Annotated in this window: 19 protein-coding genes and 1 riboswitch; of the genes, 18 read left to right on the forward strand and 1 reads right to left on the reverse strand. The window is 36.5% G+C overall.

Features of this window, described 5'->3' with window-relative positions; genetic code table 11:
• The first annotated feature begins 9 nt into the window (after window positions 1–9).
• From C8P67_RS16155 to C8P67_RS16220, 14 genes are all read left to right on the forward strand, one after another.
• Window positions 10–591, forward strand: a complete 582-nt coding sequence (locus C8P67_RS16155; RefSeq protein ID WP_115814212.1) for a precorrin-2 dehydrogenase/sirohydrochlorin ferrochelatase family protein — start codon at window positions 10–12, stop codon at window positions 589–591.
• A 110-nt stretch (window positions 592–701) separates the two neighbouring features.
• Window positions 702–1754, forward strand: a complete 1053-nt coding sequence (locus C8P67_RS16160) for an NAD(P)/FAD-dependent oxidoreductase (RefSeq protein WP_115814213.1) — start codon at window positions 702–704, stop codon at window positions 1752–1754.
• Window positions 1755–1956: 202 nt separating this feature from the next.
• Window positions 1957–2064, forward strand: a riboswitch (SAM riboswitch).
• Between the two features lie 355 nt (window positions 2065–2419).
• A complete protein-coding gene (locus tag C8P67_RS16165) occupies window positions 2420–3421 on the forward strand; it encodes a homocysteine S-methyltransferase family protein (RefSeq protein WP_115814214.1) in 1002 nt (333 codons plus the stop codon).
• A 56-nt stretch (window positions 3422–3477) separates the two neighbouring features.
• Window positions 3478–3999: a hypothetical protein gene (locus tag C8P67_RS16170; RefSeq protein WP_115814215.1), complete on the forward strand. Its 522-nt coding sequence runs from the start codon at window positions 3478–3480 to the stop codon at window positions 3997–3999.
• 476 nt (window positions 4000–4475) lie between these two features.
• Window positions 4476–7151 carry a methionine synthase gene (gene metH, locus C8P67_RS16175; protein WP_115814216.1) on the forward strand — a complete coding sequence of 892 codons (2676 nt, stop codon included), beginning with the start codon at window positions 4476–4478 and terminating at the stop codon, window positions 7149–7151.
• 86 nt (window positions 7152–7237) lie between these two features.
• Complete coding sequence (locus tag C8P67_RS16180; protein ID WP_115814217.1) at window positions 7238–7594, forward strand: four helix bundle protein; 357 nt, start codon at window positions 7238–7240, stop codon at window positions 7592–7594.
• Window positions 7595–7659: 65 nt separating this feature from the next.
• Window positions 7660–8616, forward strand: coding sequence for a methylenetetrahydrofolate reductase [NAD(P)H] (gene metF, locus C8P67_RS16185; protein WP_115814218.1), 957 nt, complete (start codon window positions 7660–7662; stop codon window positions 8614–8616).
• Between the two features lie 211 nt (window positions 8617–8827).
• Window positions 8828–9685: an alpha/beta hydrolase gene (locus C8P67_RS16190; RefSeq protein ID WP_115814219.1), complete on the forward strand. Its 858-nt coding sequence runs from the start codon at window positions 8828–8830 to the stop codon at window positions 9683–9685.
• A gap of 206 nt (window positions 9686–9891) precedes the next feature.
• Window positions 9892–10545: a hypothetical protein gene (locus C8P67_RS16195; protein ID WP_115814220.1), complete on the forward strand. Its 654-nt coding sequence runs from the start codon at window positions 9892–9894 to the stop codon at window positions 10543–10545.
• Between the two features lie 239 nt (window positions 10546–10784).
• On the forward strand, window positions 10785–13043 hold the full coding sequence (locus C8P67_RS16200) for a glycoside hydrolase family 3 N-terminal domain-containing protein (RefSeq protein ID WP_115814221.1): 2259 nt from the start codon (window positions 10785–10787) through the stop codon (window positions 13041–13043).
• 86 nt (window positions 13044–13129) lie between these two features.
• The gene (locus C8P67_RS16205; RefSeq protein ID WP_115814222.1) at window positions 13130–14542 is read left to right on the forward strand and encodes a pyridoxal phosphate-dependent decarboxylase family protein; all 1413 of its coding nucleotides are present in this window, start codon (window positions 13130–13132) and stop codon (window positions 14540–14542) included.
• Between the two features lie 54 nt (window positions 14543–14596).
• On the forward strand, window positions 14597–15082 hold the full coding sequence (locus C8P67_RS16210; RefSeq protein ID WP_115814223.1) for a nuclear transport factor 2 family protein: 486 nt from the start codon (window positions 14597–14599) through the stop codon (window positions 15080–15082).
• 24 nt (window positions 15083–15106) lie between these two features.
• Window positions 15107–16234 carry a helix-turn-helix domain-containing protein gene (locus C8P67_RS16215; protein WP_115814224.1) on the forward strand — a complete coding sequence of 376 codons (1128 nt, stop codon included), beginning with the start codon at window positions 15107–15109 and terminating at the stop codon, window positions 16232–16234.
• Between the two features lie 83 nt (window positions 16235–16317).
• Window positions 16318–17082, forward strand: a complete 765-nt coding sequence (locus C8P67_RS16220; RefSeq protein WP_115814225.1) for a hypothetical protein — start codon at window positions 16318–16320, stop codon at window positions 17080–17082.
• A 262-nt stretch (window positions 17083–17344) separates the two neighbouring features.
• Here C8P67_RS16220 and gldA read toward each other — a convergent pair whose 3' ends face one another.
• Entirely contained in the window at window positions 17345–18241 is an 897-nt protein-coding gene (gene gldA, locus C8P67_RS16225; protein WP_115814226.1) for a gliding motility-associated ABC transporter ATP-binding subunit GldA, read from the reverse strand.
• Window positions 18242–18386: 145 nt separating this feature from the next.
• Here gldA and C8P67_RS16230 point away from each other — a divergent pair, with 145 nt between their 5' ends.
• The 4 genes from C8P67_RS16230 (at window position 18387) to C8P67_RS16245 (ending at window position 22959) form a co-directional block, all read left to right on the forward strand.
• Complete coding sequence (locus C8P67_RS16230; RefSeq protein WP_115814227.1) at window positions 18387–18995, forward strand: outer membrane beta-barrel protein; 609 nt, start codon at window positions 18387–18389, stop codon at window positions 18993–18995.
• Between the two features lie 105 nt (window positions 18996–19100).
• The gene (locus C8P67_RS16235) at window positions 19101–20342 is read left to right on the forward strand and encodes a dicarboxylate/amino acid:cation symporter (RefSeq protein ID WP_115814228.1); all 1242 of its coding nucleotides are present in this window, start codon (window positions 19101–19103) and stop codon (window positions 20340–20342) included.
• Between the two features lie 563 nt (window positions 20343–20905).
• Window positions 20906–21733 carry a prephenate dehydratase gene (locus tag C8P67_RS16240; RefSeq protein ID WP_115814229.1) on the forward strand — a complete coding sequence of 276 codons (828 nt, stop codon included), beginning with the start codon at window positions 20906–20908 and terminating at the stop codon, window positions 21731–21733.
• An 80-nt stretch (window positions 21734–21813) separates the two neighbouring features.
• Window positions 21814–22959 (forward strand): pyridoxal phosphate-dependent aminotransferase, encoded by a 1146-nt coding sequence (locus tag C8P67_RS16245; protein ID WP_115814230.1) that lies wholly within the window; start codon window positions 21814–21816, stop codon window positions 22957–22959.
• Window positions 22960–23161 lie beyond the last annotated feature (202 nt).

A 23161-nucleotide genomic window follows, 5' to 3' on the forward strand; every position in this document is an offset into this window, starting at 1 on the left:
TAGACAAGCATGGACAAAAACGAATTATATCCAATTTTTTTAAAACTGCATAACATCAATGTATTGATTGTTGGCGGTGGGAATGTAGGTCTGGAAAAATTATCGTTTATGTTAAAATCCAGCCCAAATGCCAATGTTGAGGTAGTGGCGACAAAGTTTCTGCCCGAATTGGAAGCATTGGTCGAAAAACATCCTTCGGTAAAATTAACTGAAGCGAAGTTCAAGAAAAAAATGCTAAAAAAACGGCATATGGTTATCGCCTGCACCGATGATTTGAAAATCAACAAAAAGGTATATGATTTGGCTCGAAAGCGTTATTTAATTTGCAATATCGCTGACACACCCGATTTATGCGATTATTATTTGGGCGGAATTGTAACCAAAGGGAACGTAAAAATTGCGATTTCGACCAACGGAAAATCACCAACGACAGCCAAAAGGCTTAGGGAGTTTTTCGAAGAAGTAATCCCTGAGGATGTCAATAAAATGGTCGAAAACCTAAACGAATATAGAAAAACGCTCAAAGGAAATTTCGAAGAAAAAGTACAACGAATGAACGAAATAACCGAAGCGTTGAAAAATAAGGAATGAATAGCGTCGGGTTTTAACCCGATGAAAAAAAATAAAGAGTAACAACAACATTGAAAAGTAAATTATTCGTTTCTTTGTATTATTAAGAATTATTATAAATAACAAAAATAATGGTTAAAACAGACATACTTATAATTGGAGCCGGACCAACAGGTCTATTTGCAGTTTTCGAAGCAGGATTATTAAAATTAAAATGTCATATTTTGGATGCCTTACCACAACCGGGAGGACAATTATCAGAACTATATCCAAAAAAACCAATTTATGATATTCCTGGGTTTCCAGAAGTATTGGCTGGAGATTTGGTTGATGGTTTAATGGAACAAATCAAGCAGTTCGAACCTGGATTTACTCTTGGTGAGCGTGCCGAAACTATCGAAAAACAAGAAGACGGAAGTTTTATCGTTACTTCCAATAAAGGGAAAAAATTCCATGCGCCTGTTATAGCTATTGCAGGAGGATTAGGAAGTTTTGAACCAAGAAAACCACTTATCGAGGACATCGAGTTCTACGAAGACAAAGGAGTGAAATACTTCATCAAAAATCCAGAAAAATTCAGAGACAAAAGAGTTGTAATTTCTGGAGGTGGAGATTCTGCTTTGGACTGGAGTATTTTCTTGGCCAATGTAGCATCAGAGGTAACTTTGATTCACAGAAGAAATGAATTCCGTGGTGCTTTGGATTCTGTTGAAAAAGTACAGGAACTTAAAAACGCTGGAAAAATTAAAATGATTACTCCAGGTGAAGTTGTTGGATTGAACGGAGCCGAGCATTTAGAGTCTGTTGACGTAGATATCGACGGAGCTCACCAAAACATCAAAACCGATTTCTTCATTCCACTTTTCGGATTGACGCCAAAATTAGGTCCAATCGCACACTGGGGATTAGAAATCGAAAAAAATGCTATCAAAGTAAACAATGCTTTAGATTATCAAACAAATATCCCTGGAATTTTCGCCATCGGCGACGTAAACACATACCCAGGAAAATTAAAATTGATTCTTTGCGGATTCCACGAAGCCACTTTAATGTGTCAATCGGCTTACCAAATTATCAATCCAGGTAAAAAATACGTAATGAAATATACCACCGTTTCCGGAGTTGATGGATTCGACGGTACTCGTAAAGAAGCTCCAAAAGCGGTTGTGAAAGCAATCGTATAAGTTGCTGAGTTACTAAGAAGCTATCCCGATAGCTATCGGGACTAAGATTTTAAAAAGCTCAAACTCGAAATAGTTTGAGCTTTTTTATTACGTTCAGAATTCACTTAGAGACTTAGTAACTTAGAATCTTAGCAACTTAAGAAAAAAAACTTGTAAGTCGCAACGCTATTTCATAACTTTGCGCCGTTCCTAATTTTATTGAACGTTATCACGAAAGGCGGAGGGAAAAGACCCAATGAAACCTTAGCAACCTCCCGTCCTTACGAGAAAGGTGCTACATTCTACCACGCATCGCGGGGATAGATAACACAAGATACATCCAGTATTTTTCAAACCTTTTCCAGATAACATTTTGATAATTTTTTAGAGCGAAAGATTAGGGCATTTTTTGCCAACATCGTTCCCGCTATCCGTTGCAATCTTGTATGCCGAACCCCGGCGCACAAGGATTTCCACTGCTATCGGGGCTAAAGAGTAAATAATTGTGATTTCTTGGGACTCAATTTCGATTCAGTCGTCCTGCAAGGTTTTTTGAACCTTGTAGGTATTTTGAGAAATACATACCTACAAGGTCAGGAAAAAGACCTTGCAGGAGAACAAATTGAGAAGTATAAAAACAATAATAAAAGCTTAGCGTCTCAGCGTCTTTGAGAGAAATAAAATATATGTCAAAAATTCAAGAAGAAATAAAAAAGAGAATTCTCGTGCTCGACGGAGCAATGGGAACAATGTTGCAACGATATAATTTCTCCGAAGAAGATTTTCGTGGCGAACGGTTCAAAGATTTCCCGCATCCGCTGAAAGGGAACAACGATTTGTTGTCCATCACACAGCCAAAGGCGATCAAAGAAGTACACGCCGCTTATTTTGAAGCAGGAGCCGATATTGTAGAAACCAATACTTTCTCGGGAACAACCATCGGTATGGCCGATTATTACCTAGAGGATTTAGTTTATGAACTGAACTACGAATCAGCAAAAATCGCCCGCGAAGTAGCCGATGAGTTCACGGCCAAAAATCCAAACCAGCCCCGTTTTGTTGCCGGTTCCATCGGGCCGACAAACCGTACAGCCAGTATGTCGCCGGACGTGAACGATCCAGGCTACAGAGCCGTAACTTTCGATGATTTACGCATTGCCTACAAACAGCAGGTAGAAGCCTTAATGGACGGAGGCTGTGATTTACTTTTGGTAGAAACTATTTTCGATACTTTAAATGCCAAAGCAGCACTTTTCGCAATCGAAGAAGTAAAAGAAGAACGCAATCTTGATATTCCAATCATGGTTTCGGGAACGATTACCGATGCATCAGGAAGAACACTTTCAGGTCAAACGGTAGAAGCTTTCTTAATTTCAGTTTCGCATATTCCGTTGTTGAGTGTAGGATTCAATTGTGCCCTTGGTGCCGATTTGTTAAAACCGTATTTACAGACATTGTCGCATAATACTTCATTCAACGTTTCAGCGCATCCAAATGCAGGATTGCCAAATGCCTTTGGAGAATATGACGAAACGCCAGAAGAAATGCAGGCACAAATTAAAAGTTATTTAGACGATAATTTAATAAACATCATAGGAGGCTGCTGCGGAACAACGCCGGATCACATTAGGTTGATTGCAGATATTGCTAAGGATTATAAGCCTAGGGTTTCGACGGCGGTGTTGTAGTTTTTATAGAGACGTAATTTAATTAGTTGATGGTTGTCTGATTTTATAAAAAAGAAATGAAAAAATTAAAAGCAGTAATAATTGTATTTGCCATTTTTAGTTTGTTCGGTTTTAAGGATAAAAAAGCGTCAGTTAAATTGCAAAAAAATGAAAAACATTTAATTCCAGCTGATTTTAGTTTTGTGATTAATAGTGGTAGAAACGATAGCTACAATTCCCAATATGGTAGTTTTTACAGGTTATATTCAGAAGAAGAAAAAACGGTAAAAGTAGAACTGACAAATGAGGAAAAAGAAAAGATATATTCATTAATAATGAAAATTAACTTTTTTAAAATGCCAATTAAGTTTGAACCCAAGAATGGAATAATTAGTATGAGTAGTCCAGGTTGTGTAAAGAGTATAGTTGTATATGCAGATGGGAAAAAGAAGTTTGTAAGTTATGATTTTGGTTTTACTAATGATTTAAATGATAAGAAAGCAAAACCCTTTTTGGACTTATATAAAATGATTTGGGATATTTTATATAAGAAGAAAGAGATAATAGAATTACAAAAATCAGATGTTCATTATAAATAAAATTTTGGCGTAAAAAATTGTCTTGAATTTTGGAATGCCCCCCCCGCTAGCGCGAGCGTCCCGCTCGTGCCCGCAAGCAAAGTCAGGGAAACTTGTTTGAAGAATAAAAAATAATTTGGAATGGGTACGAGCGTGACGCTCGCGTTAGCGAAGAAGGAAGATGAGATTGAAGAGTTCCGTAGGAACGGTCCATAATTTATAGGCAATTCATTTCATTAATGATGAAAATTAGAATTTCGGCCAGCATAAATTATGTTATGAAAATAAATACCCGCGTGAGGGATAGAAGTGGAAAGCCCGCAGATCAATGAAGCGATAGCGGAATTGATCGAGGACTTGTAACGGATAGCCCGACCCTTGTGGTCACGCCCAAAATAGAAACAGAAATACTTTCAGATTTTTAGAAATCTTGAAGAAAACATAGAATAAAAACTCAGAATCTAAGCATCTTAGAGACTCAGTAACTCAAAAAAGAAATGAAAGAAAAAAGAAGAAACCTTGTATTATCGGGATTGGAGCCATTAATCATTACGCCGGAAAGCGTATTTGTGAATGTTGGGGAACGTACCAATGTGACGGGTTCCAGAAAATTCTTGAGATTAATCAAGGAGGAAAAATATGAGGAAGCACTAGATATTGCGAGACAGCAGGTAGAAGGAGGGGCGCAGATTGTCGATATTAATATGGACGAGGGGATGCTTGACGGTGTGTATGCGATGACCAAATTCCTGAATCTGATTGCTGCCGAGCCCGATATTTCGCGTGTGCCACTTATGATTGATAGTTCGAAATGGGAAATTATTGAGGCTGGTTTGAAAGTTGTGCAGGGGAAATGTGTGGTAAACTCGATTTCGTTAAAAGAAGGTGAGGAAGCTTTTATTCATCATGCACAATTGATTAAACGCTACGGCGCAGCGGCCATTATTATGGCTTTTGATGAGGTTGGACAAGCTGATAATTACGACCGTAGAGTTGAAATCTGTCAGCGTTCGTATGATATTTTGGTAAATAAAGTTGGTTTTCCTCCACAGGATATCATCTTCGATTTGAATATATTTCCAGTTGCAACTGGTATGGAAGAACACCGTTTGAATGCTTTGGATTTCTTTAGAGGAACCAAATGGGTTCGCGAGCATTTGCCTCATGCACACATTAGTGGTGGGGTGAGTAACGTTTCGTTTTCGTTTAGAGGGAATGATGTAGTGAGAGAAGCGATGCACTCGGTTTTTCTGTATCACGCGATTCAAAACGGAATGACGATGGGTATTGTAAATCCGGAGATGCTGACGATTTATGATGATATTCCGAAAGATTTATTGGAGTATGTTGAAGATGTGATTTTGGACAGACGTGACGATGCTACTGAGCGTTTGTTAGATTTTGCCGAAAGTGTAAAAGGTGAAGGAAAAACCAATGAAAAAGCAGTGCAGGAGTGGCGTTCGGGAACTTTTCAGGAACGTATTACTCACGCTTTGGTAAAAGGAATTGATGAATTTATTGAGGTTGACGTTGAGGAAGCAAGATTGGCAGCCACAAAACCTATCGAAGTAATCGAAATCAACCTGATGACGGGAATGAACGTTGTTGGTGATTTGTTTGGTTCTGGAAAAATGTTTTTGCCGCAGGTGGTAAAATCGGCCCGTGTGATGAAAAAAGCCGTGGCTTATTTATTGCCTTTTATTGAAGCTTCAAAACAAGCCGGCGACAAATCAGGAAACGGAAAAATCCTGATGGCGACCGTAAAAGGTGACGTACACGACATTGGAAAAAATATTGTTTCGGTGGTATTGGCTTGTAATAATTATGAGATTGTAGATTTGGGTGTTATGGTGCCTCCGGAAAAAATTGTTGCAGCGGCTATCGAACACAACGTAGATATTATTGGATTGAGCGGATTGATCACGCCGTCTTTGGACGAAATGGTTTATCTCGCGAAAGAATTGGATAAAAGAGATATTACGATTCCGGTGATGATTGGAGGAGCAACGACTTCGCGCGCGCACACTGCCGTAAAAATTGCACCACAATATAAATCGACTGTAATTCACGTAAATGATGCTTCGAGAGCGGTTACAGTTGCTGGAAATTTATTGGATCATAACCGAAAAATATATGCAAGCGACATTCGTGCCGAATACGATGCGTTTAGAGAAACATTTTTGAACCGTTCGCGAGACAAGAATTTCTTGACGATTGAACAGGCGCGTAAAAATAAACTGCAGCTGGACTGGAGACATTTTGAGCCAGTAAAACCAAAGGTTATTGGCGAGCAGATTATCGAAGTAGATTTGGATGTACTGGTTCCTTATATTGACTGGACACCGTTTTTCAGGACTTGGGAATTGTTTGGGAAATACCCTGCGATTTTGACTGATGATGTTGTGGGCGAACAGGCGACTTCTGTTTTTAAAGATGCTCAGGCAATGCTGGAAGTTATTTTGAAAGAAAAGAAATTACAGGCAAAAGGGATCTACGGAATTTTCCCTGCGAACCAAATCAATGATGACGATATTGAGCTAACCGATGAAAACGGAAAGCCTTTACAGACTTTTTTGACTTTGCGTCAGCAGTCACAAAAAACAAAAGGTGCTCCAAATATTGCATTGGCCGATTTTATTGCTCCAAAAGACAGCGGAAAAGTAGATTATATGGGAGCATTCTGTGTAACTACAGGTTTTGGCGTTGACGAATGGGCAGCCGAATTCGAAAAAGATTTGGATGATTATAATTCGATTATGGTTAAAGCTTTGGCGGATCGTTTCGCTGAAGCATTCGCCGAATACCTGCACGAAAAAATCCGTAAAGAAATTTGGGGTTATGCATCGGATGAGGTTTTGAGCAAAGAAGCACTTATTGACGAGGATTATAAAGGAATCCGTCCTGCGCCAGGTTATCCAGCCTGCCCAGATCACTTGGAAAAACCAACCATCTGGAAACTGCTGAATGTAGAAAAAGAAATAGGTGTAACCTTAACCGAAAGTATGGCAATGTGGCCGGCTTCATCGGTTTCGGGATATTATTTTGGAAATCCTGACAGCAGGTATTTTGGCCTTGGAAAAATAAAAGAAGATCAAGTTATTGATTATGCCAAAAGAAGAAATGTCCCAACGGATTACGCAATGAAATGGCTGAATCCTAATATAGCAGATTAATTTAGTTGTTGGTTGATGGTTGTTTGTTGATAGACTAATATTAAAACTGTCAACAACCATCAATTAACAACCGACAACTAAAAAAAATGGAATATAATAAATTAGAGGTTTGGATAGAATCTAGAAAACTGGTTAATTCGTTATACGATTCATCTAAATTATTTCCAAAAGAAGAATTGTTTGGTTTGACTAATCAAATGCGGAGAGCGGCGATCTCAATTCCTTCAAATATTGCTGAAGGATGCGGTAGGCAGACTTCTAAAGACACATTGCATTTTTTGCATATTGCAAGAGGTTCTTTATATGAATTAGAAACTCAATATTATTTAGCTTTAGATCAAAAATATATAGCTGAAAATGAATTTAATAAAGCTTTTGAACAAATGCAGATTTGTAAAAAACTTTTAAATGGATTTATAAACTATTTTAAAAATAAAATTTAGTTAATGGATATTGTTGCCGGCTCAAAACCATCAACCATCAACCATCAACGATCAACTAATAAAGAATGAAAGTAACAGAACATATAGAAAATGCCAAGGGAGAAACACTATTCTCTTTCGAAATTATTCCGCCTCAAAAAGGTAAGAGCATTCAGGAATTGTACGACAATATCGATCCGCTGATGGAATTCAAACCGCCGTTTATTGATGTGACAACTTCGCGTGAGGAGTACATTTACATTGATAAAGGAAACGGTTTGTTGGACAAAAAACTGACTAGAATGCGTCCGGGAACTTTGGGGATTTGTGCTTCGATTAAGCATAAATACCAAGTGGATACCGTACCGCATTTGCTTTGCGGTGGTTTTACCAAAGAGGAAACTGAATATATGCTCGTAGATTGTCATTATCTTGGAATCCATAATGTAATGGCACTTCGTGGCGATGCAATGAAAGATGAACAGTCCTTTGTACCAAAAGCAGGAGGAAATAATTATGCTGTGGATTTAGTTGCTCAAATCAATCAGCTGAATTGCGGAAAATATCTGCACGATGTTATGGACGTTGATAACAAAGCTGATTTTTGCATTGGTGTTGCTGGCTATCCTGAAAAACATTTGGAATCACCTTCGTTGCAGACCGACTTGAAGCGTTTAAAAGAAAAAGTAGATGCAGGTGCCGATTATGTGGTGACTCAAATGTTTTTTGACAATTCTAAATATTTCGAATTTGTAAAAAAAGCAAGAGAAATGGGAATAACCGTTCCTATCATTCCAGGAATCAAGCCTATTGCGGTGCAAAAACATCTGCAGATTTTACCTCAGATTTTTAGAATAGATTTACCAGAAGATTTGATAAATGCTGTTGATAAATGTAAGAACAATGCCGAAATCCGTCAAGTAGGAATCGAATGGGCTATTCAGCAGTCTATCGAACTGAAAGCGGCCGGTGTTCCTTTTTTACATTATTATTCAATGGGGAAATCTGAAAATATCAGACAGATAGCGAGCCAGGTTTTTTAAATAAAGGATATTATTAATTTCAAATTATACTCGATTGGTTATTTTTAACCGATTGAGTATTTTTTTTATATCTTAAAATAAAAGAATACAGACACAACTTTCTATTAAGATTTAAAAAGGTGTCAAAAGAATTATCGAAATAATTAGCATAGAGTAAATTATAAATGTTTTGTAGTATATTTAGGAACTATTATTTTTTAAAAAGTCTTGAATGAAAACAATGCTGAAACTGTATATCTGTTTGTTTTTTTTAACTATCTGTAATAAAGGATCTGCACAGGAAAATGGCGTGAAAATTTTTCTATGGGAAAATGGAGCTCCAGGTTTTGAAAACCGTAAAAATGAGCCGGAACAAGCAAAAGACTGGTGGGTAAGAAACATTCATAATCCATCGATAACGGCTTATTTTCCAGAAAAACCGAATGGCATGGCAGTCCTGATTTGTCCAGGCGGAGGTCATGAAAATCTGGTTTTCAACTCCGAAGGGAAAGATGCTGCAACGTATTTTACTAGTATTGGGATAACAGCTTTTGTCCTTAAATATCGTTTAGCAAGAGAAGCTGGATCGCAATATAAATTAGAAACTCACGTCAAACAGGATGTGGAAAGAGCGATGCGTTTAATAAGAAACAAAGCGGGTGAATTTAAAATAGATCCAGCCCGAATAGGCGCAATGGGATTTTCTGCTGGAGGGGAAGTAGTAGCCATGGTCGCTTATGATTCTAAAAACATTTTAGAAAACGGTTCGGATGCAGTCGACAAACAGGATGCACAGCCCAATTTTCAAATATTGATATATCCCGGTCCATTATTTATTCCTAAAGAAATCAGGTCCGATGCGCCTCCTGCATTCTTGTGTGCGGCGAACGATGATCTCTGCTGTTCTTCACCAATTGTAGAGCTCCTGAATGCCTATCGTAAAGCAAATGTATCTGTAGAAATGCATCTGTATTCCAAAGGAGGACATGCTTTTAACATGGGAAAAAGAGCTAAAACCAATGCTTTGAAAACATGGCCACAACGATTAACAGACTGGTTTGAGGATAATAATTATTTTTTGAAGCTGTAAATAATTGGATATAGAAGTTCTGCTCTTCACTAAATCTTTGCTTAGAAAAAAAGAAAGGCAATCGCGAGAGCAATTGAACGATCATCGCCGGAAGCAGAGAATAGTTTTTTTAGCAGTTATTTGGAATTTAAGAACAGTTCAATGACTAATTTTGGAGCGTCACATTAAAATACTATATTTGATTTTATTATCATAGATTTTCCCCAATGAAACCTATTTACTATACTTTTTTAGCGGCAGCAATTACAATAACATCTTGTAAAAATAATGATGAGGAAAAGGATAAATCTATTCCAAAAGTAATTACGCCATTTACACAGCAAACTGCTGTAGCAGCACAGACTAATCAGCAGACTGCTCCGTCGCAACATAATTTATTTCACGAAAATAACGCTGTTGGAACTTCGTCAGTGGCAGCTGGTGTGAATCCGGCACACGGACAGCCAAATCACCGTTGTGATATTCCAGTGGGAGCTCCATTGAATTCTCCAGTTAACGGGACGGCAGCTCCGCAGACCAATCAGGTACAGGTGCAGCCACAAATGCAGACTATAACACAATCTGTCGCTGCAAAAACACCAAAAGGGATGAATCCTCCTCACGGACAGCCAAATCATCGCTGCGATATTCCGGTGGGAGCACCATTAAATTCAAAACCAGCTACAACAGCAACAACTGCTACGACATCTCCGCCATCTTCGGGTGAGATAAGTAAAAATATTACTGTACAGCAGCCTGTTCCTGCATTATTATCTACAAGTGCAACAAATACTGAAACTCCCGAGGGAATGAATCCGCCACACGGACAAGCAGGACACCGCTGTGATATTGCCGTTGGAGCACCTTTACCGAAAAGTTAATTTTCAGTATTAGGCCTGTTCGAGACTTTGGAATTACATAAATAATTTGATGGTCTTTAGTGAATTATATAACGAATATTTTAAAAAACAGCAGATTTGTAAGAGAGATTTAGTTAAAAAATATATACATTTACAAGTTATCTTTTTTTTGATAAAAGAAAGAGATATTTTAAAAGAAGCCAGTTTTATGGCTTCTTTTTTTGCTGTACACTATTATATTTAAACCAAAACCTCTTATATTGAAAACATTAACTGCAAAACAAATTTTATATTCATTGGTTTCTTTTTGGATATTTTCGAATTCTTATAGTCAAGAACCAAATAAATCAATCGAGAAAAAAATAGATAAAATTATAAAAGGCATGAGCATTGATCAAAAAATTGGTCAAGCTTGCTTAAAAGGAACTTCTAGCCGAAGCAAAGGATTGTCCGAAGAATTGAAAAATGAAGTTAGAAAAGGTTTAGTGGGATCGGTTTTAAATCTTACTGAGCCTAGTCTAGTGCTTGAATTGCAGAAAATTGCTGTTGAGGAAAGCCCGAATCATATTCCGTTATTATTTGGCAGGGATGTTATTCACGGATATAAAACAATTTTCCCGATACCTTTAGGATTAGCAGCTTCCTGGGACATGGAATTAGTTGAGAAAACGTCCAAAATTGCTGCAAATGAATCCTATTCAAGATGTATAAATTGGACTTTCGCTCCAATGGTAGATATTGCCAGAGATGCCCGTTGGGGAAGAATTGCAGAGTCACCAGGTGAAGATCCGTTATTGGCATCAAGATTAGGAGTGGCTTATGTAAAAGGATTTCAAGGAAGTGATCCTTCTGTTCCTGGTCAGATTTTAGCCTGCGTAAAACACTTTGCCGCTTATGGCGCCGCCGAAGGAGGAAGAGATTACAATACCGTAAGTATGTCTGAATCATTACTTCGAAATGTATATTTAAAACCTTTTGAAGCCGCTGCAAAAGCTGGTGCCGCTACTTTTATGAGTTCCTTTAATGATCTTAATGGAGTTCCCGCTTCTGGAAATACTTTTTTGCTAAAAAAAATTCTAAGAGAAGAATGGAAATACGATGGATTTGTAGTTAGTGACTGGAACTCTGCTACAGAAATGATTCCGCATGGCTTTGCAGCTGATGAAAAAGATGCTGCATTTAAATCAGCTTCTGCTGGGCTTGATATGGAAATGACCAGTTTATCATATGCTAATCATTTAAAAAACCTTATTGCAGAAAAGAAAATTTCTGAAAAGCAGTTAGACGACATGGTCCGCAATATTCTTCGAATAAAATTTAGAGCCGGAGTTTTTGAAAATCCATACTTTAAAGACCGTGAAAAATTTTCTTTATTAAATGCTGATGCCTTGCAGACTTCCAGAACGGCAGCCGGTAAAAGCTGTGTCTTATTAAAAAATGAAAATCAGATGCTGCCATTAAAATCTAATCAAAAGATAGCTGTAATCGGACCTTTGGCAGATGCATCACGAGAACAATTAGGGACTTGGATTTTTGACGGAAAGAAAGAAGATTCACAAACACCTTTGAAAGCACTGCAGAATAGTTTTGGTGAAAATAATGTGTATTACGCTGCCGGACTTTCGCACAGCAGATCGCTGTCAGAAGAAGGGTTTGCATCAGCAATAAAAGAAGCCGAAAAATCAGATGTAATTTTATTTTTTGCTGGAGAAGAAGCGATTCTTTCTGGCGAAGCACATTCAAGAGCCAATATTAATCTGCCTGGTTTACAGGAAAAACTAATAACAGAACTGCAAAAAACAGGAAAGCCGATTGTGTTAGTATTAATGTCTGGACGGCCAATAACTTTGGGAGCTGTTTTGCCAAAAGTAAATGCTTTGATTATGGCTTGGCATCCAGGAACTATGGCTGGGTCTGCAATTTCTGATATACTTCTGGGACTTGTAAATCCTTCAGGAAAACTGCCTGTAACCTGGCCAAAAGAAGTAGGGCAGATTCCAATTTATTACAATCATCCTAATACAGGACGACCGGCAGATCCAAAAACTTTTGTAGCCATTCAGGATATTCCTATTGAGGCTTGGCAAAGTTCGTTAGGAAATAATTCTCATTATCTTGATGCTGGTTATGAGCCACAGTTTCCTTTTGGATTTGGGTTAAGCTACACTGCTTTTTCTTATGATAATTTAAAGATTGAAAAAAAGACGCTTAAGAGTGATGAGAAATTAACGGTTTCGGCAGTTATTACCAATACGGGAACCCGCACAGGAACGGAAACGGTACAGCTGTATGTTCGCGATATTACAGGAAGTATTGTCAGACCGATTAGAGAACTTAAAGATTTTCAGCAGATCGAATTAAAACCGCAGGAATCTAAAACAGTACAATTCTCAATTCCTGTATCCGAATTAGCTTTTTATAATGATAAAATGGAGTTAAAAGTAGAAGCGGGTGATTTTAAATTTTGGATTGCTTCTCACGCTGAAAATGGGTTGGAAGGTGATTTTAAGGTGGAGTAAATGATTAGCTAAAAGACATATTTTTTGTAAGTTAAGTTGTGTGATTTTGTTATATTAGCGGATTGAATTTATAACTAAAAATTAAAATGAATCCGACTTTACAGCAAGATTTACGGGATATAGAGAATATACTTGAGCAGGTAAAACTGCACGGTATTGATTTTTTGAATTCTATTGATACTGTTCCAACTTCCACGCAAAATTCTATTGATACAACTGGCAATTTAAATGATTCTGGGATTGGATCATTAGCTGCGCTAGAGGTATTCAAGCAGCGTTTAGCACCGTTGATGGTTTCTCAGGCAGGGCCTCGATATTGGGGTTTTGTTACTGGAGGAGCAACACCTGCATCTATAGCGGGTGATTGGTTAACGACTATTTACGATCCAAATGCACAGGCGACGAAAGCTCAGGGAGGTATTTCGGCTTTGGTAGAATTCGAAACTATTAATTTTTTGCTGCAGTTATTGGATCTGCCAAAATCATTTTTGGGCGGATTTGTAACTGGCGCTACGATGTCAAATTTCACTTCTTTGGCGGTAGCGAGACAATGGTTTGGAAAACAATTAGGTCATGATTTTGCAAAAGAAGGAATCACAGCTCCGCTAAATATTCTAACTGCGACACCTCATTCTTCTTCGATAAAATGTCTGGCTATGCTGGGAATCGGAAGCCAGAATTTCACCAAAATAAAAACAATTGAAGGCAATCGTGAAGCAATTGATATTTCTGATTTAGAGCAGAATATAAAGAACTTAAACGGTCAGCCTTTTATTCTAATATCAAGTGCGGCAACAGTAAATACAGCCGATTTTGATGATTTTATTGCGATTTCAAAACTTAAAGAGAAATATAATTTTTGGTGGCATATTGATGCTGCTTTTGGCGGTTTTGCAGCCTGTTCTCCAAAGTACAAGCATTTAGTAAACGGCTGGGAATATGCAGACAGTATCACGATAGATTGCCACAAATGGCTGAATGTTCCGTATGAAAGTGCTTTTTATTTGATAAAAGAACAGCATAAAAACCTTCAGGTAGAAACGTTTCAAAACTCGAATGCTCCTTATTTGGGAGATCCGCTGGAAAATTTTAATTACCTGAATTTCCTGCCTGAGAATTCAAGACGCTTAAAAGCCTTACCGGTCTGGTTTTCGCTTTTAGCGTATGGGAAACAGGGGTTTCAGGATATTGTAGAAAACAGCATTGAGATGGCACTTCAGTTTGATGCTTTTGTATCACAAAGTGAGGAGTTCGAATTATTAGCGCCAACGCGTCTCAACAATGTATGCTTTACTTTGGCTGGAGACCATAATCAAGAAAAAGTAAATTTATTTTTGACACATCTTAATGATAAAAGCAAAGTGTTTATGACGCCTACTGTTTATCAGAATAGAAAAGGAATCCGCGCTTCGTTTGTGAATTGGCGAACGAATGAAAATGATGTTAAGATTGCAATTGAGTCCCTGCAAGAGACAATTTTGGAGTTAGGAATACAATAATCAGGCAGCATTTTTAAAAGTAAAATGTAATATAAATTTTGATTTTAAAAGAAGATGAAAAAAGTTTGGAGTTTTGTATTACTGTTTTTTTTGTTCAATTTGACATCTGCTCAAACAAATCCTAATGCATTAAATAATCTGGAAAAAGAGAATATAGCAGTAGTAGCCAAATATTATGAATGCCTTTTTAAAACCAGGGATTTTAAAACAATGGCATCGCTTATTGCTGACAAAGCTGTTTACAATCAGGCTGAAGGTTTAGCTTATGGCGGAACTTATATTGGTTTTGAAGAATGGATCAAAATGTTTACAAAAGCAGCATCCTATTATGATCTGGTCATCGAAAAAGAACCAGATTATTTTACTGATATTTCTAAGGAACAAGTTATTATTCGTTTTACAATCAAATGTACATCCAAAAAGACAGGGAAAATAATAAGCATGCCCATTTCGGAGCATTTCGAATTAAAAGCTGGAAAAATTACAGCAATAAGACCTTTTTACTTTGATACAAAGGCTTTTGCTGATTTTTTAAATTAAGCCTAAGAAAAATAGAATTTTAATATGATGAATTTTCCAAACATAATGGGTATTACATCAGGCGCGGCTTTTCTGCTGGGATTTTTGCTTATTGCTCATCCGCGGAAAATTAATGCTGCAGCAAATAAATATCTGGGATTGTTCATCATTACCCTCGGATTGGCAATGCTTGAAATTCCTTTGTTTTACCAAAATTTCCATATAAAACATCCTAAAATATTCGAATTGATTGGTCTGGTGAGGTTTCTGACAGCTCCTTTGCTTTACATCAGTATTTTATATTTTACTTCACTTGAGAAAAAATTTGACAGGAAAATTTTATGGCATTTTCTGCCTTTTGTGATTTTTCTGGTTTTCAGATTTCCTTTTTTTATTACTGGAAAAAATATTGAATTCAGTTATGAAGCAGGCAGGATTGTGTTTTTTATTCTGCGGACAGCATTACCACTGCAGGCTGTAATTTACTGGTATCTGTCTTTTAGAAAACTGCAGCATCATTTGAAAAACATACATCAATTTTCATCAGCAACCGAGCAGATCGACTTGTTCTGGCTGAAGAATTTTTTATTGGTTCTGATTTTAATTGTAGCAGCCTGGATCAATCTTATTTTTTTCAATTTAGACAGTTTAATTGAGTTTACACCTTTCATATATCTGCTGAGTATCTTTTTCCTTGCGTACTTTTCTTTGCAGCAAAAAGAAGTTTTCGATTTTAATACAACAGAACTAAATGAATTGTCCGACATTAAAATTGACAAAAAAGAAAACCCAAAACGAGTTTCAGAAAATCGATTAAATGAATTAGATAAAAAACTGCAGCTACTTATGAATTTGGAAAAACTGTATTTGGAAAATGATTTAAGTCTGCCCAAATTAGCCCAAAGCATGGATGCCAGCTGTAATGAAACTTCGTTTGTAATCAACGAACTGTATGGCGATAATTTTTATAATTTCATAAATAAATTTCGGGTAGAAGAAGCAAAAATACTGTTGCTGTCCGGAAAATACAATCAGTTAAATATTCTGGGAATCGCTTATGAATCGGGATTTAATTCCAAAACTACGTTCAATACCACTTTCAAAAAGCATACTGGTTTTTCTCCAACCGATTTTGTGAAAAAGAACACTATTTTAGAAAAAAACGAAATTTAAATACGTTCGAACGGGTACATCGGAACATTCAATATTTGATTAAGAGCCAAATTTGCTGTCTATTAACTCAAATAAAAATCACGATGTTAGAACAATCAACTTCAGAAGTTTCAGATTCAATTTCAAAAAAAATCGGCACTTCATTAATTCTTGGTGTAGTGTTTTCTGCTTTATTACTAATGCTTGGCAACGGCGGTAATATTCCATTCCTGCCGCCAGCACTTATTTTTCCTTTAGTCGCGCTAACTTTATTGGGTGCTGTTGTATTCCCGCTTATCTGGCATTATCTGGAGAAAAGAGAAAAAATCAATTCTGAAAAAGTATATGGTTTTTTATACAGTGGCATTCGATATGTGATAGCTTTTAATATTGCCAGTTTTGGCTGGAAAAAGTTTTACGGACTTCAATTTGTCGTTCCAGCAGAAATTGCGAGGTTACCAATGAATCAGCAGTCTGGAGAATGGCTGACTTGGTTTTATTTTGGACACTCACATACTTTTGGAATTATAATTGCGGTAATTCAGATAGCTGGCGGTTATTTGTTATTGTTTCGAAGAACATTGCTTATAGGTTCTATAATTTTGTTTGCACTGCTCTCGAATCTGACTCTGATTAATATTTTTTATCAAATGAATGCTGGTGCTTTAATGCAGTCTGTAGTATTAACCATTGGTGTTTTATTTCTGATTCTATTAGATTATAAAAAACTCATTGTCTTTTTCCTGAAAACAAAATCCAATCTGCCGTCATTAAATTTTAATAATGGTTTTGCAAAAAACAGCATCCGTATTTCGGCAATAGTATTATCGTTATTATATACAATTTATATTAGGTCATTGGTGAAATAAAAAAAGAATATGTCTATGTGTGACTAGTACCATTTCAGAGAAAAATTAGTTGCTCAATGTTGCAAACCTTATCCTATGTGCTCTTTGCGTCTCTGCGCCTTTGCGAGCCTAATTTCACGCAAAGGAGCAGAGAAGGAAAGTATATTTTCAGTATTTAGACTTTATTGGTATGAGTTACGGATAGTCATAAAAAAGAAAGCTCGTTTAAAATCAATTAAATGAGCTTTCTTTTATCAGCAAACTAAAATCTGCCAACTGCTTACTATTTAGTGATTTCCCTAAACACAGTTTCTAAATTTTTATTCTTTTGGTTGAGCTGTAAAGTTTTCAATCCATTATCGTAAGCAAAATCAAAAACGGTTGGGCGCATGTCTTTGTCGGAAATAAAAGTCAGTTCCCAAGAAAATCCCTGAGTGTTTTTAAAAGATTTTAAATGCGGAATCTGAGCAATAAGATCCTCTTCTGCTTCTTTGTCAAATTCAACTTCGATCACTTGTTCTTTATCGGCAGAGATTAAATTTTCTAGTTTTTTATCGGCAACAATATGACCTTTGTCAATAATAATCACTCGGTCACAAATCGCTTCCACTTCCTGCATAATATGTGTCGAAAGGAAAACGGTTTTATCTTTACCAACGTTTTTAATCACACTTCTGATTTCGGCCAATTGGTTTGGATCCAATCCGGTAGTAGGTTCGTCAAGAATCAAAACATCAGGATTATGTAACAACGCGTTGGCTAATCCCACACGCTGACGGTAACCTTTAGACAATTGTCCTATTTTTTTATGGCTTTCGGTTTGTAAACCTGTAAGCTGAATCACTTCTTCAATTCTTGATTTTTCTACCTTATAAACATCGGCGTTAAAAGCAAGATATTCTCTCACATACAAATCCAAATATAACGGATTGTGTTCTGGCAGATAACCAATAGAAAGCTGTACCGATTTTTCCTGAGTGTTTACATCAAATCCATTGACAAGTGCTTCGCCAGAATCGGCTTGAAGATAAGTTGTCAAAATTTTCATCAAAGTCGATTTACCGGCACCATTCGGCCCAAGAAAACCAACAATTTCTCCTTTTTTTACAGAAAAAGAAATATTGTCTAATGCTTTTTGAGTATCATAACTTTTCGAAATGTTTTTTACTTCTATTGACATAAAATTTTATTTACTGCAAAAGTAATTAGAAAATAGATAGTTCTCCATTAATCGCAAAAAATTATGTTTTAATTGGTATTCTAATTACACTGGCATAGTTCTTGTTAATGGATTACTAATTTTTAACAAATCAAAAAAATAAACTATGAAAAAAATGTTGCTTGTTCTTGCTTTGGCTGTCGTAAGCTTTGCAAATGCTCAGAAGGGAACGTATTTGGTATCGGGAAACATGAGTTTTTGGTCCGATAAAAATTCTTATCAAGATGGTGACTCCAAGGTCAAAAATTTCAATTTTTCTCCAAAAGTAGGATATCAGTTCAAGGATAATTGGACAGTAGGGGCTGAGGCGGGATTTTCATCTTCTAAAAATGAACACACTTATTCAGAAAATGCAATGAATAATCTGGAAAGTATAACTAAAAACTACTCAGTTGGAGCTTTTGTTAGGTATTCAAAATCACTTAGTCAAATGTTTTTGTTGTATGCTGATTTAGGCGCAGGTTACAAGAACAGTAAAGAAACCTACACTAATTATCTTTCTGATCCAGCTACTTTTAAAAATACGTTTGATGGTATATATGCAAGTTTTGCACCCGGTTTATTTTTAAATATTAAAAACAATTTTGGATTAAATTTTGGTATTGGCGGAATAACATATTCAAACACAAAGAGTGATCAAAATAATGAAGGTAATAGTAATTTTTATTTCAATTTTGGGCAGTCATTCAATATAGGACTTTCAAAAAACTTCTAATCTATATTCTGTTTAGTTTTAAAAAAGCATTCGTTTTTACGGATGCTTTTTATTTTAAAATTGTCCCGCTAAAGATTTATATATTTACGGTTCAATTGAATAAATATGGAAAATCAATCAAGCAGTTTCTTAAAAAATTACAGCAGTATACTGCTGCTTCTCGGCGGAATAACCGCTGGAAGCATTTTAGGTTTGGTTTTTGGGAATGGAGTGGAAGTCATAAAACCATTAGGAGATATATTCCTTAATTTACTTTTTACAGCAATTATTCCGTTGGTGTTTTTTACAATTTCGTCATCAATTGCCAATTTGCAAAAAACCGAAAAACTTGGAAAACTTTTCATCATAGTAATTGGAGTGTTTCTCTCAACCGTAATTATTTCTGCAATAGTAATGATTATTGGTGTTTTAATTTTTCCCATTCATCAGGATATAGTACTTTCAAAAACAGCAATAGAAACCATACAGGAAAGCAGTACAGGTTCACAAATCACACAGCTGCTGACAGTAAATGATTTCTACGAGATTTTGTCCCGAAAAAATATGCTGGCGCTGATATTATTTTCTTTTCTTATTGGTTTTTCAGCCTTACGAGCAGGCGAAAAAGGAAAAGATTTTGCTAAGTTCCTAAACTCTGGCAACGAAGTGATGAAACAATTGCTGCATTTCATTATGAAAACAGCTCCAGTAGGTTTGGGCGCTTATTTTGCTTACCAAGTTGGAGTTTTTGGACCGCAATTATTTGGCGCTTATGCGAAACCTTTGGCTCTTTATTACGCCGTCTGCACTTTCTATTTTATTGTATTTTTCAGTCTGTATGCTTTTTTTGCAGGAGGAAGTTTGGGATTCAAGATATTCTGGAAAAACAATATCACGCCTGCATTAACAGCCGTAGGAACTTGCAGCAGTATTGCAACTATTCCCGCCAATCTTGAAGGAGCGGAACAAATGAACGTCCCAAGCCACATTCGGAATCTGGTAATTCCGCTCGGAGCACCATTGCACAAAGACGGTTCGAGCATGTCATCGATTGTGAAAATCGCGGTTCTTTTTGCCTTATTCGGAAAAGATTTTACCGATCCCTATACCTTATTAACCGCAATCGGAATCACAATAATAGTATCTGTAGTCGAAGGCGGCATTCCAAACGGTGGTTATATAGGAGAAATTCTCGCCATTACCGTTTACGGCTTTCCAATGGAACAAGCCCTGCCGGCAGCAATGATTATCGGAACCTTAGTAGATCCAATCGCAACACTGCTGAATGCCAATGGCGATTTGGTCTGTTCGATGATGGTCGCCCGAATCTCCGAAGGGAAGAAATGGATTTCACAGAGCATTTCATAGTAACAATATATAAATTCAATTTGGGCGTGACCCCGTTGAGTAAAGGGGCTTAATGCTGAGTGCCGCGTATTCGCCCCTTTACTCAACGGCGTCGTGCTATCCGCGCTACTTCGGTAGCCAGCTTCTATCACTCACGCGGTCAGAAGCAGCTTTAGGCTAAACGAGAAGCAATTTTTAATGAATTTTTGAAAAGAATATGCCAAAAAGTAAAGCTTTTGATTAAACATGAAATTCAAAATTCCTTTTTTTGTTTTGAAATCATTAATTTTAATCCCTTAAAAAGCTTCTTTTTTATCAAATAGTAATTTTAAAAGTAGTTTCACAAAGAAATCTTTTTTTGTTATACAAAATATTATTTTTATTTTGGGCGAGCCAAAATATGTTATACATTTGCATAAAATAATTGAAACACAACAATAATGTCTAGTAACCGTTTTTATTTTAGCAACTCTTTTTATTTCTTCTTTAGGAAGTAAGGGATTGTGCTATGGTTATTTGAAGAATAAGAAACAAATAAAAATAATATACAATCCTGATGAAAATCAGGATTTTTTTTTGACCTAATGAAAACGAAAATTGCAATACAAGGAATTAAAGGATCTTTCCACCATCAAGTGGTTAAGGAATATTATGACAGTAAAGTAAGTGTTGACGAATGCATGTCTTTTGAGGAATTGGTTGCCAGTTTGTTATCTGGAAAATCAGATCAGGCGGTAATGGCCATTGAGAATTCCATTGCTGGACCGATAATTCCAAATTACGCATTGATTGATAAAAATAATCTGCACATCATTGGCGAGCATTATTTAAGTATTCATCAAAATTTAATGGCACTAAAAGGCCAGAAAATAGAAGATATTCAGGAAGTGCATTCACATCCGATGGCTTTATTGCAATGTATGGAGTTTTTGAAAAAATACCCAAACATAAAACTGGTTGAAGACAAAGATACTGCTGAAACAGCAAGAAGAATACACGAAAATCAGCTGAAAGGAATTGCGGCAATCGCAAGTAAAACAGCTGCCGAAATGTATGATTTAGAAATTCTGGCTCCCGAAATTCAGACGATAAATAATAACATGACCCGTTTTGTGATTATCAACAGAGAAAATCATTTTGTTGCTGAAAATGAAATAAACAGGGCTTCGATAAAATTTGAACTGGATCACAAACGTGGCAGTCTGGCAGCAGTTTTGAATGTAATGAGTGACTGCAAATTGAATCTGACTAAAATCCAGTCGCTGCCAAAAATTGAAACACCTTGGAAATATTCGTTTTTCGTAGATGTAACTTTTGAAAAGTATGAAGATTTTGCCAAAGCCAAATCGTTATTAGAAATTATGGCGGAGTATTTAAAAGTTTTGGGAGAATACAAAAATACCAAACCGTAATTAAGTCGAAAGTAAAAAGTTTAAAAGTAAAAAAGAGTAAAAGCTTAAAGCATACAGCTTAAAGCCTAAAGCCTAAAAATATGATTACACTAGCAAAACGTTTAAATGTAGTTGAAGAATATTACTTCTCATCAAAATTGAGAGAAGTGAGACAATTAGCCTCAGAAGGAAAACCAATTATCAATATGGGAATTGGAAGTCCGGATTTAAAACCATCACAGGCGGTTATTGACGCTGTTGTAAATGCAATGCAGGACGAAAATGCGCATCAGTATCAAAGTTATCAGGGACTGCCGGAACTTAGAAAAGGAATGGCCGATTTTTACCAGAATAATTATGGAGTTGCCTTAGATCCAGCTGTTGAGATTTTGCCATTGATTGGTTCCAAAGAAGGAATAATGCATATTTCTATGGCTTTTCTAAACGAAGGAGACCATGTTTTGATTCCAAATCCGGGTTATCCTACTTATACTTCGGTGACAAATCTTGTTGGAGCTGTGCCGGTTTATTATGATTTGAAAGAAGCTAATAATTGGGAACCTGATTTTGACGCTTTAGAGAAATTAGATTTGTCAAAAGTAAAAATCATGTGGCTTGGATATCCTCACATGCCAACAGGTGCTAGAGGCAGTCTGGAATTGTTTGCAAAACTAGTAGCATTTGCCAAAAAGCACAACATATTATTGATTAATGACAATCCGTACAGTTTTGTTTTGAATGATAAACCAATGAGTTTACTGCAGGTTGAAGGAGCCAAAGATGTAGCATTAGAGCTGAACTCTTTGAGTAAAACTTTCAATATGGCAGGCTGGAGAGTCGGAATGGTTTTAGGAAGTGCAGCATTGATAGATGCCGTTCTAAAAGTAAAAAGCAACATGGACAGCGGTATGTTCTACGGAATTCAAAAAGGAGCTGTTACAGCATTGAATAGTGACAAATCTTGGTTTGAAGATATGAATAAAATCTATCGCAAACGAAGAGTTCTGACAGAACAATTGGCCGAAAAATTAGGCTGCAAAGTTTATAAAGAAGGTGTTGGATTGTTTGTCTGGGCAAAACTGCCGGAAGGAATCGAATCTTCTGAGGATTTTATTGATAAAATATTATATGAGAAATCTATTTTTATCACGCCGGGAACTATTTTCGGAAATAATGGAGAAGGATATATTCGATTTGCACTTTGTGTGAAAGAAGAGAAAGTTCAGGAAGCGATAGATAGATTTTAGGATTAGAGTATTAAGATTTTTGTCACAGTTTGTCATTCCGACGAAGGAGGAATCTCCGCAACGTGAATAACCAACGAAGATTCCTCCTTCGTCGGAATGACATAATCAAACTTGAAAATATAAAGTTGTTGAGAAAACAGGAACCCTAGCCCTGATAGCAGCGGCATCCTTTTATGGTGGGGTTCACCATAAAAGATACAGC

Origin of the sequence: Flavobacterium aquicola, from assembly GCF_003385115.1 — a bacterium.
In the GTDB taxonomy this organism is placed as follows: Bacteria; Bacteroidota; Bacteroidia; order Flavobacteriales; family Flavobacteriaceae; genus Flavobacterium; species Flavobacterium aquicola.

What these genes read in the sequence shown, in the direction of transcription:
- C8P67_RS16155 (WP_115814212.1), top strand. Translation starts at nt 10, where the DNA reads ATGGACAAAAACGAATTATATCCAATTTTTTTAAAACTGCATAACATC.
- C8P67_RS16160 (WP_115814213.1), top strand. Translation starts at nt 702, where the DNA reads ATGGTTAAAACAGACATACTTATAATTGGAGCCGGACCAACAGGTCTA.
- C8P67_RS16165 (WP_115814214.1), top strand. Translation starts at nt 2,420, where the DNA reads ATGTCAAAAATTCAAGAAGAAATAAAAAAGAGAATTCTCGTGCTCGAC.
- C8P67_RS16170 (WP_115814215.1), top strand. Translation starts at nt 3,478, where the DNA reads ATGAAAAAATTAAAAGCAGTAATAATTGTATTTGCCATTTTTAGTTTG.
- metH (WP_115814216.1), top strand. Translation starts at nt 4,476, where the DNA reads ATGAAAGAAAAAAGAAGAAACCTTGTATTATCGGGATTGGAGCCATTA.
- C8P67_RS16180 (WP_115814217.1), top strand. Translation starts at nt 7,238, where the DNA reads ATGGAATATAATAAATTAGAGGTTTGGATAGAATCTAGAAAACTGGTT.
- metF (WP_115814218.1), top strand. Translation starts at nt 7,660, where the DNA reads ATGAAAGTAACAGAACATATAGAAAATGCCAAGGGAGAAACACTATTC.
- C8P67_RS16190 (WP_115814219.1), top strand. Translation starts at nt 8,828, where the DNA reads ATGAAAACAATGCTGAAACTGTATATCTGTTTGTTTTTTTTAACTATC.
- C8P67_RS16195 (WP_115814220.1), top strand. Translation starts at nt 9,892, where the DNA reads ATGAAACCTATTTACTATACTTTTTTAGCGGCAGCAATTACAATAACA.
- C8P67_RS16205 (WP_115814222.1), top strand. Translation starts at nt 13,130, where the DNA reads ATGAATCCGACTTTACAGCAAGATTTACGGGATATAGAGAATATACTT.
- C8P67_RS16210 (WP_115814223.1), top strand. Translation starts at nt 14,597, where the DNA reads ATGAAAAAAGTTTGGAGTTTTGTATTACTGTTTTTTTTGTTCAATTTG.
- C8P67_RS16215 (WP_115814224.1), top strand. Translation starts at nt 15,107, where the DNA reads ATGATGAATTTTCCAAACATAATGGGTATTACATCAGGCGCGGCTTTT.
- C8P67_RS16220 (WP_115814225.1), top strand. Translation starts at nt 16,318, where the DNA reads ATGTTAGAACAATCAACTTCAGAAGTTTCAGATTCAATTTCAAAAAAA.
- gldA (WP_115814226.1), bottom strand. Translation starts at nt 18,241, where the DNA reads ATGTCAATAGAAGTAAAAAACATTTCGAAAAGTTATGATACTCAAAAA.
- C8P67_RS16230 (WP_115814227.1), top strand. Translation starts at nt 18,387, where the DNA reads ATGAAAAAAATGTTGCTTGTTCTTGCTTTGGCTGTCGTAAGCTTTGCA.
- C8P67_RS16235 (WP_115814228.1), top strand. Translation starts at nt 19,101, where the DNA reads ATGGAAAATCAATCAAGCAGTTTCTTAAAAAATTACAGCAGTATACTG.
- C8P67_RS16240 (WP_115814229.1), top strand. Translation starts at nt 20,906, where the DNA reads ATGAAAACGAAAATTGCAATACAAGGAATTAAAGGATCTTTCCACCAT.
- C8P67_RS16245 (WP_115814230.1), top strand. Translation starts at nt 21,814, where the DNA reads ATGATTACACTAGCAAAACGTTTAAATGTAGTTGAAGAATATTACTTC.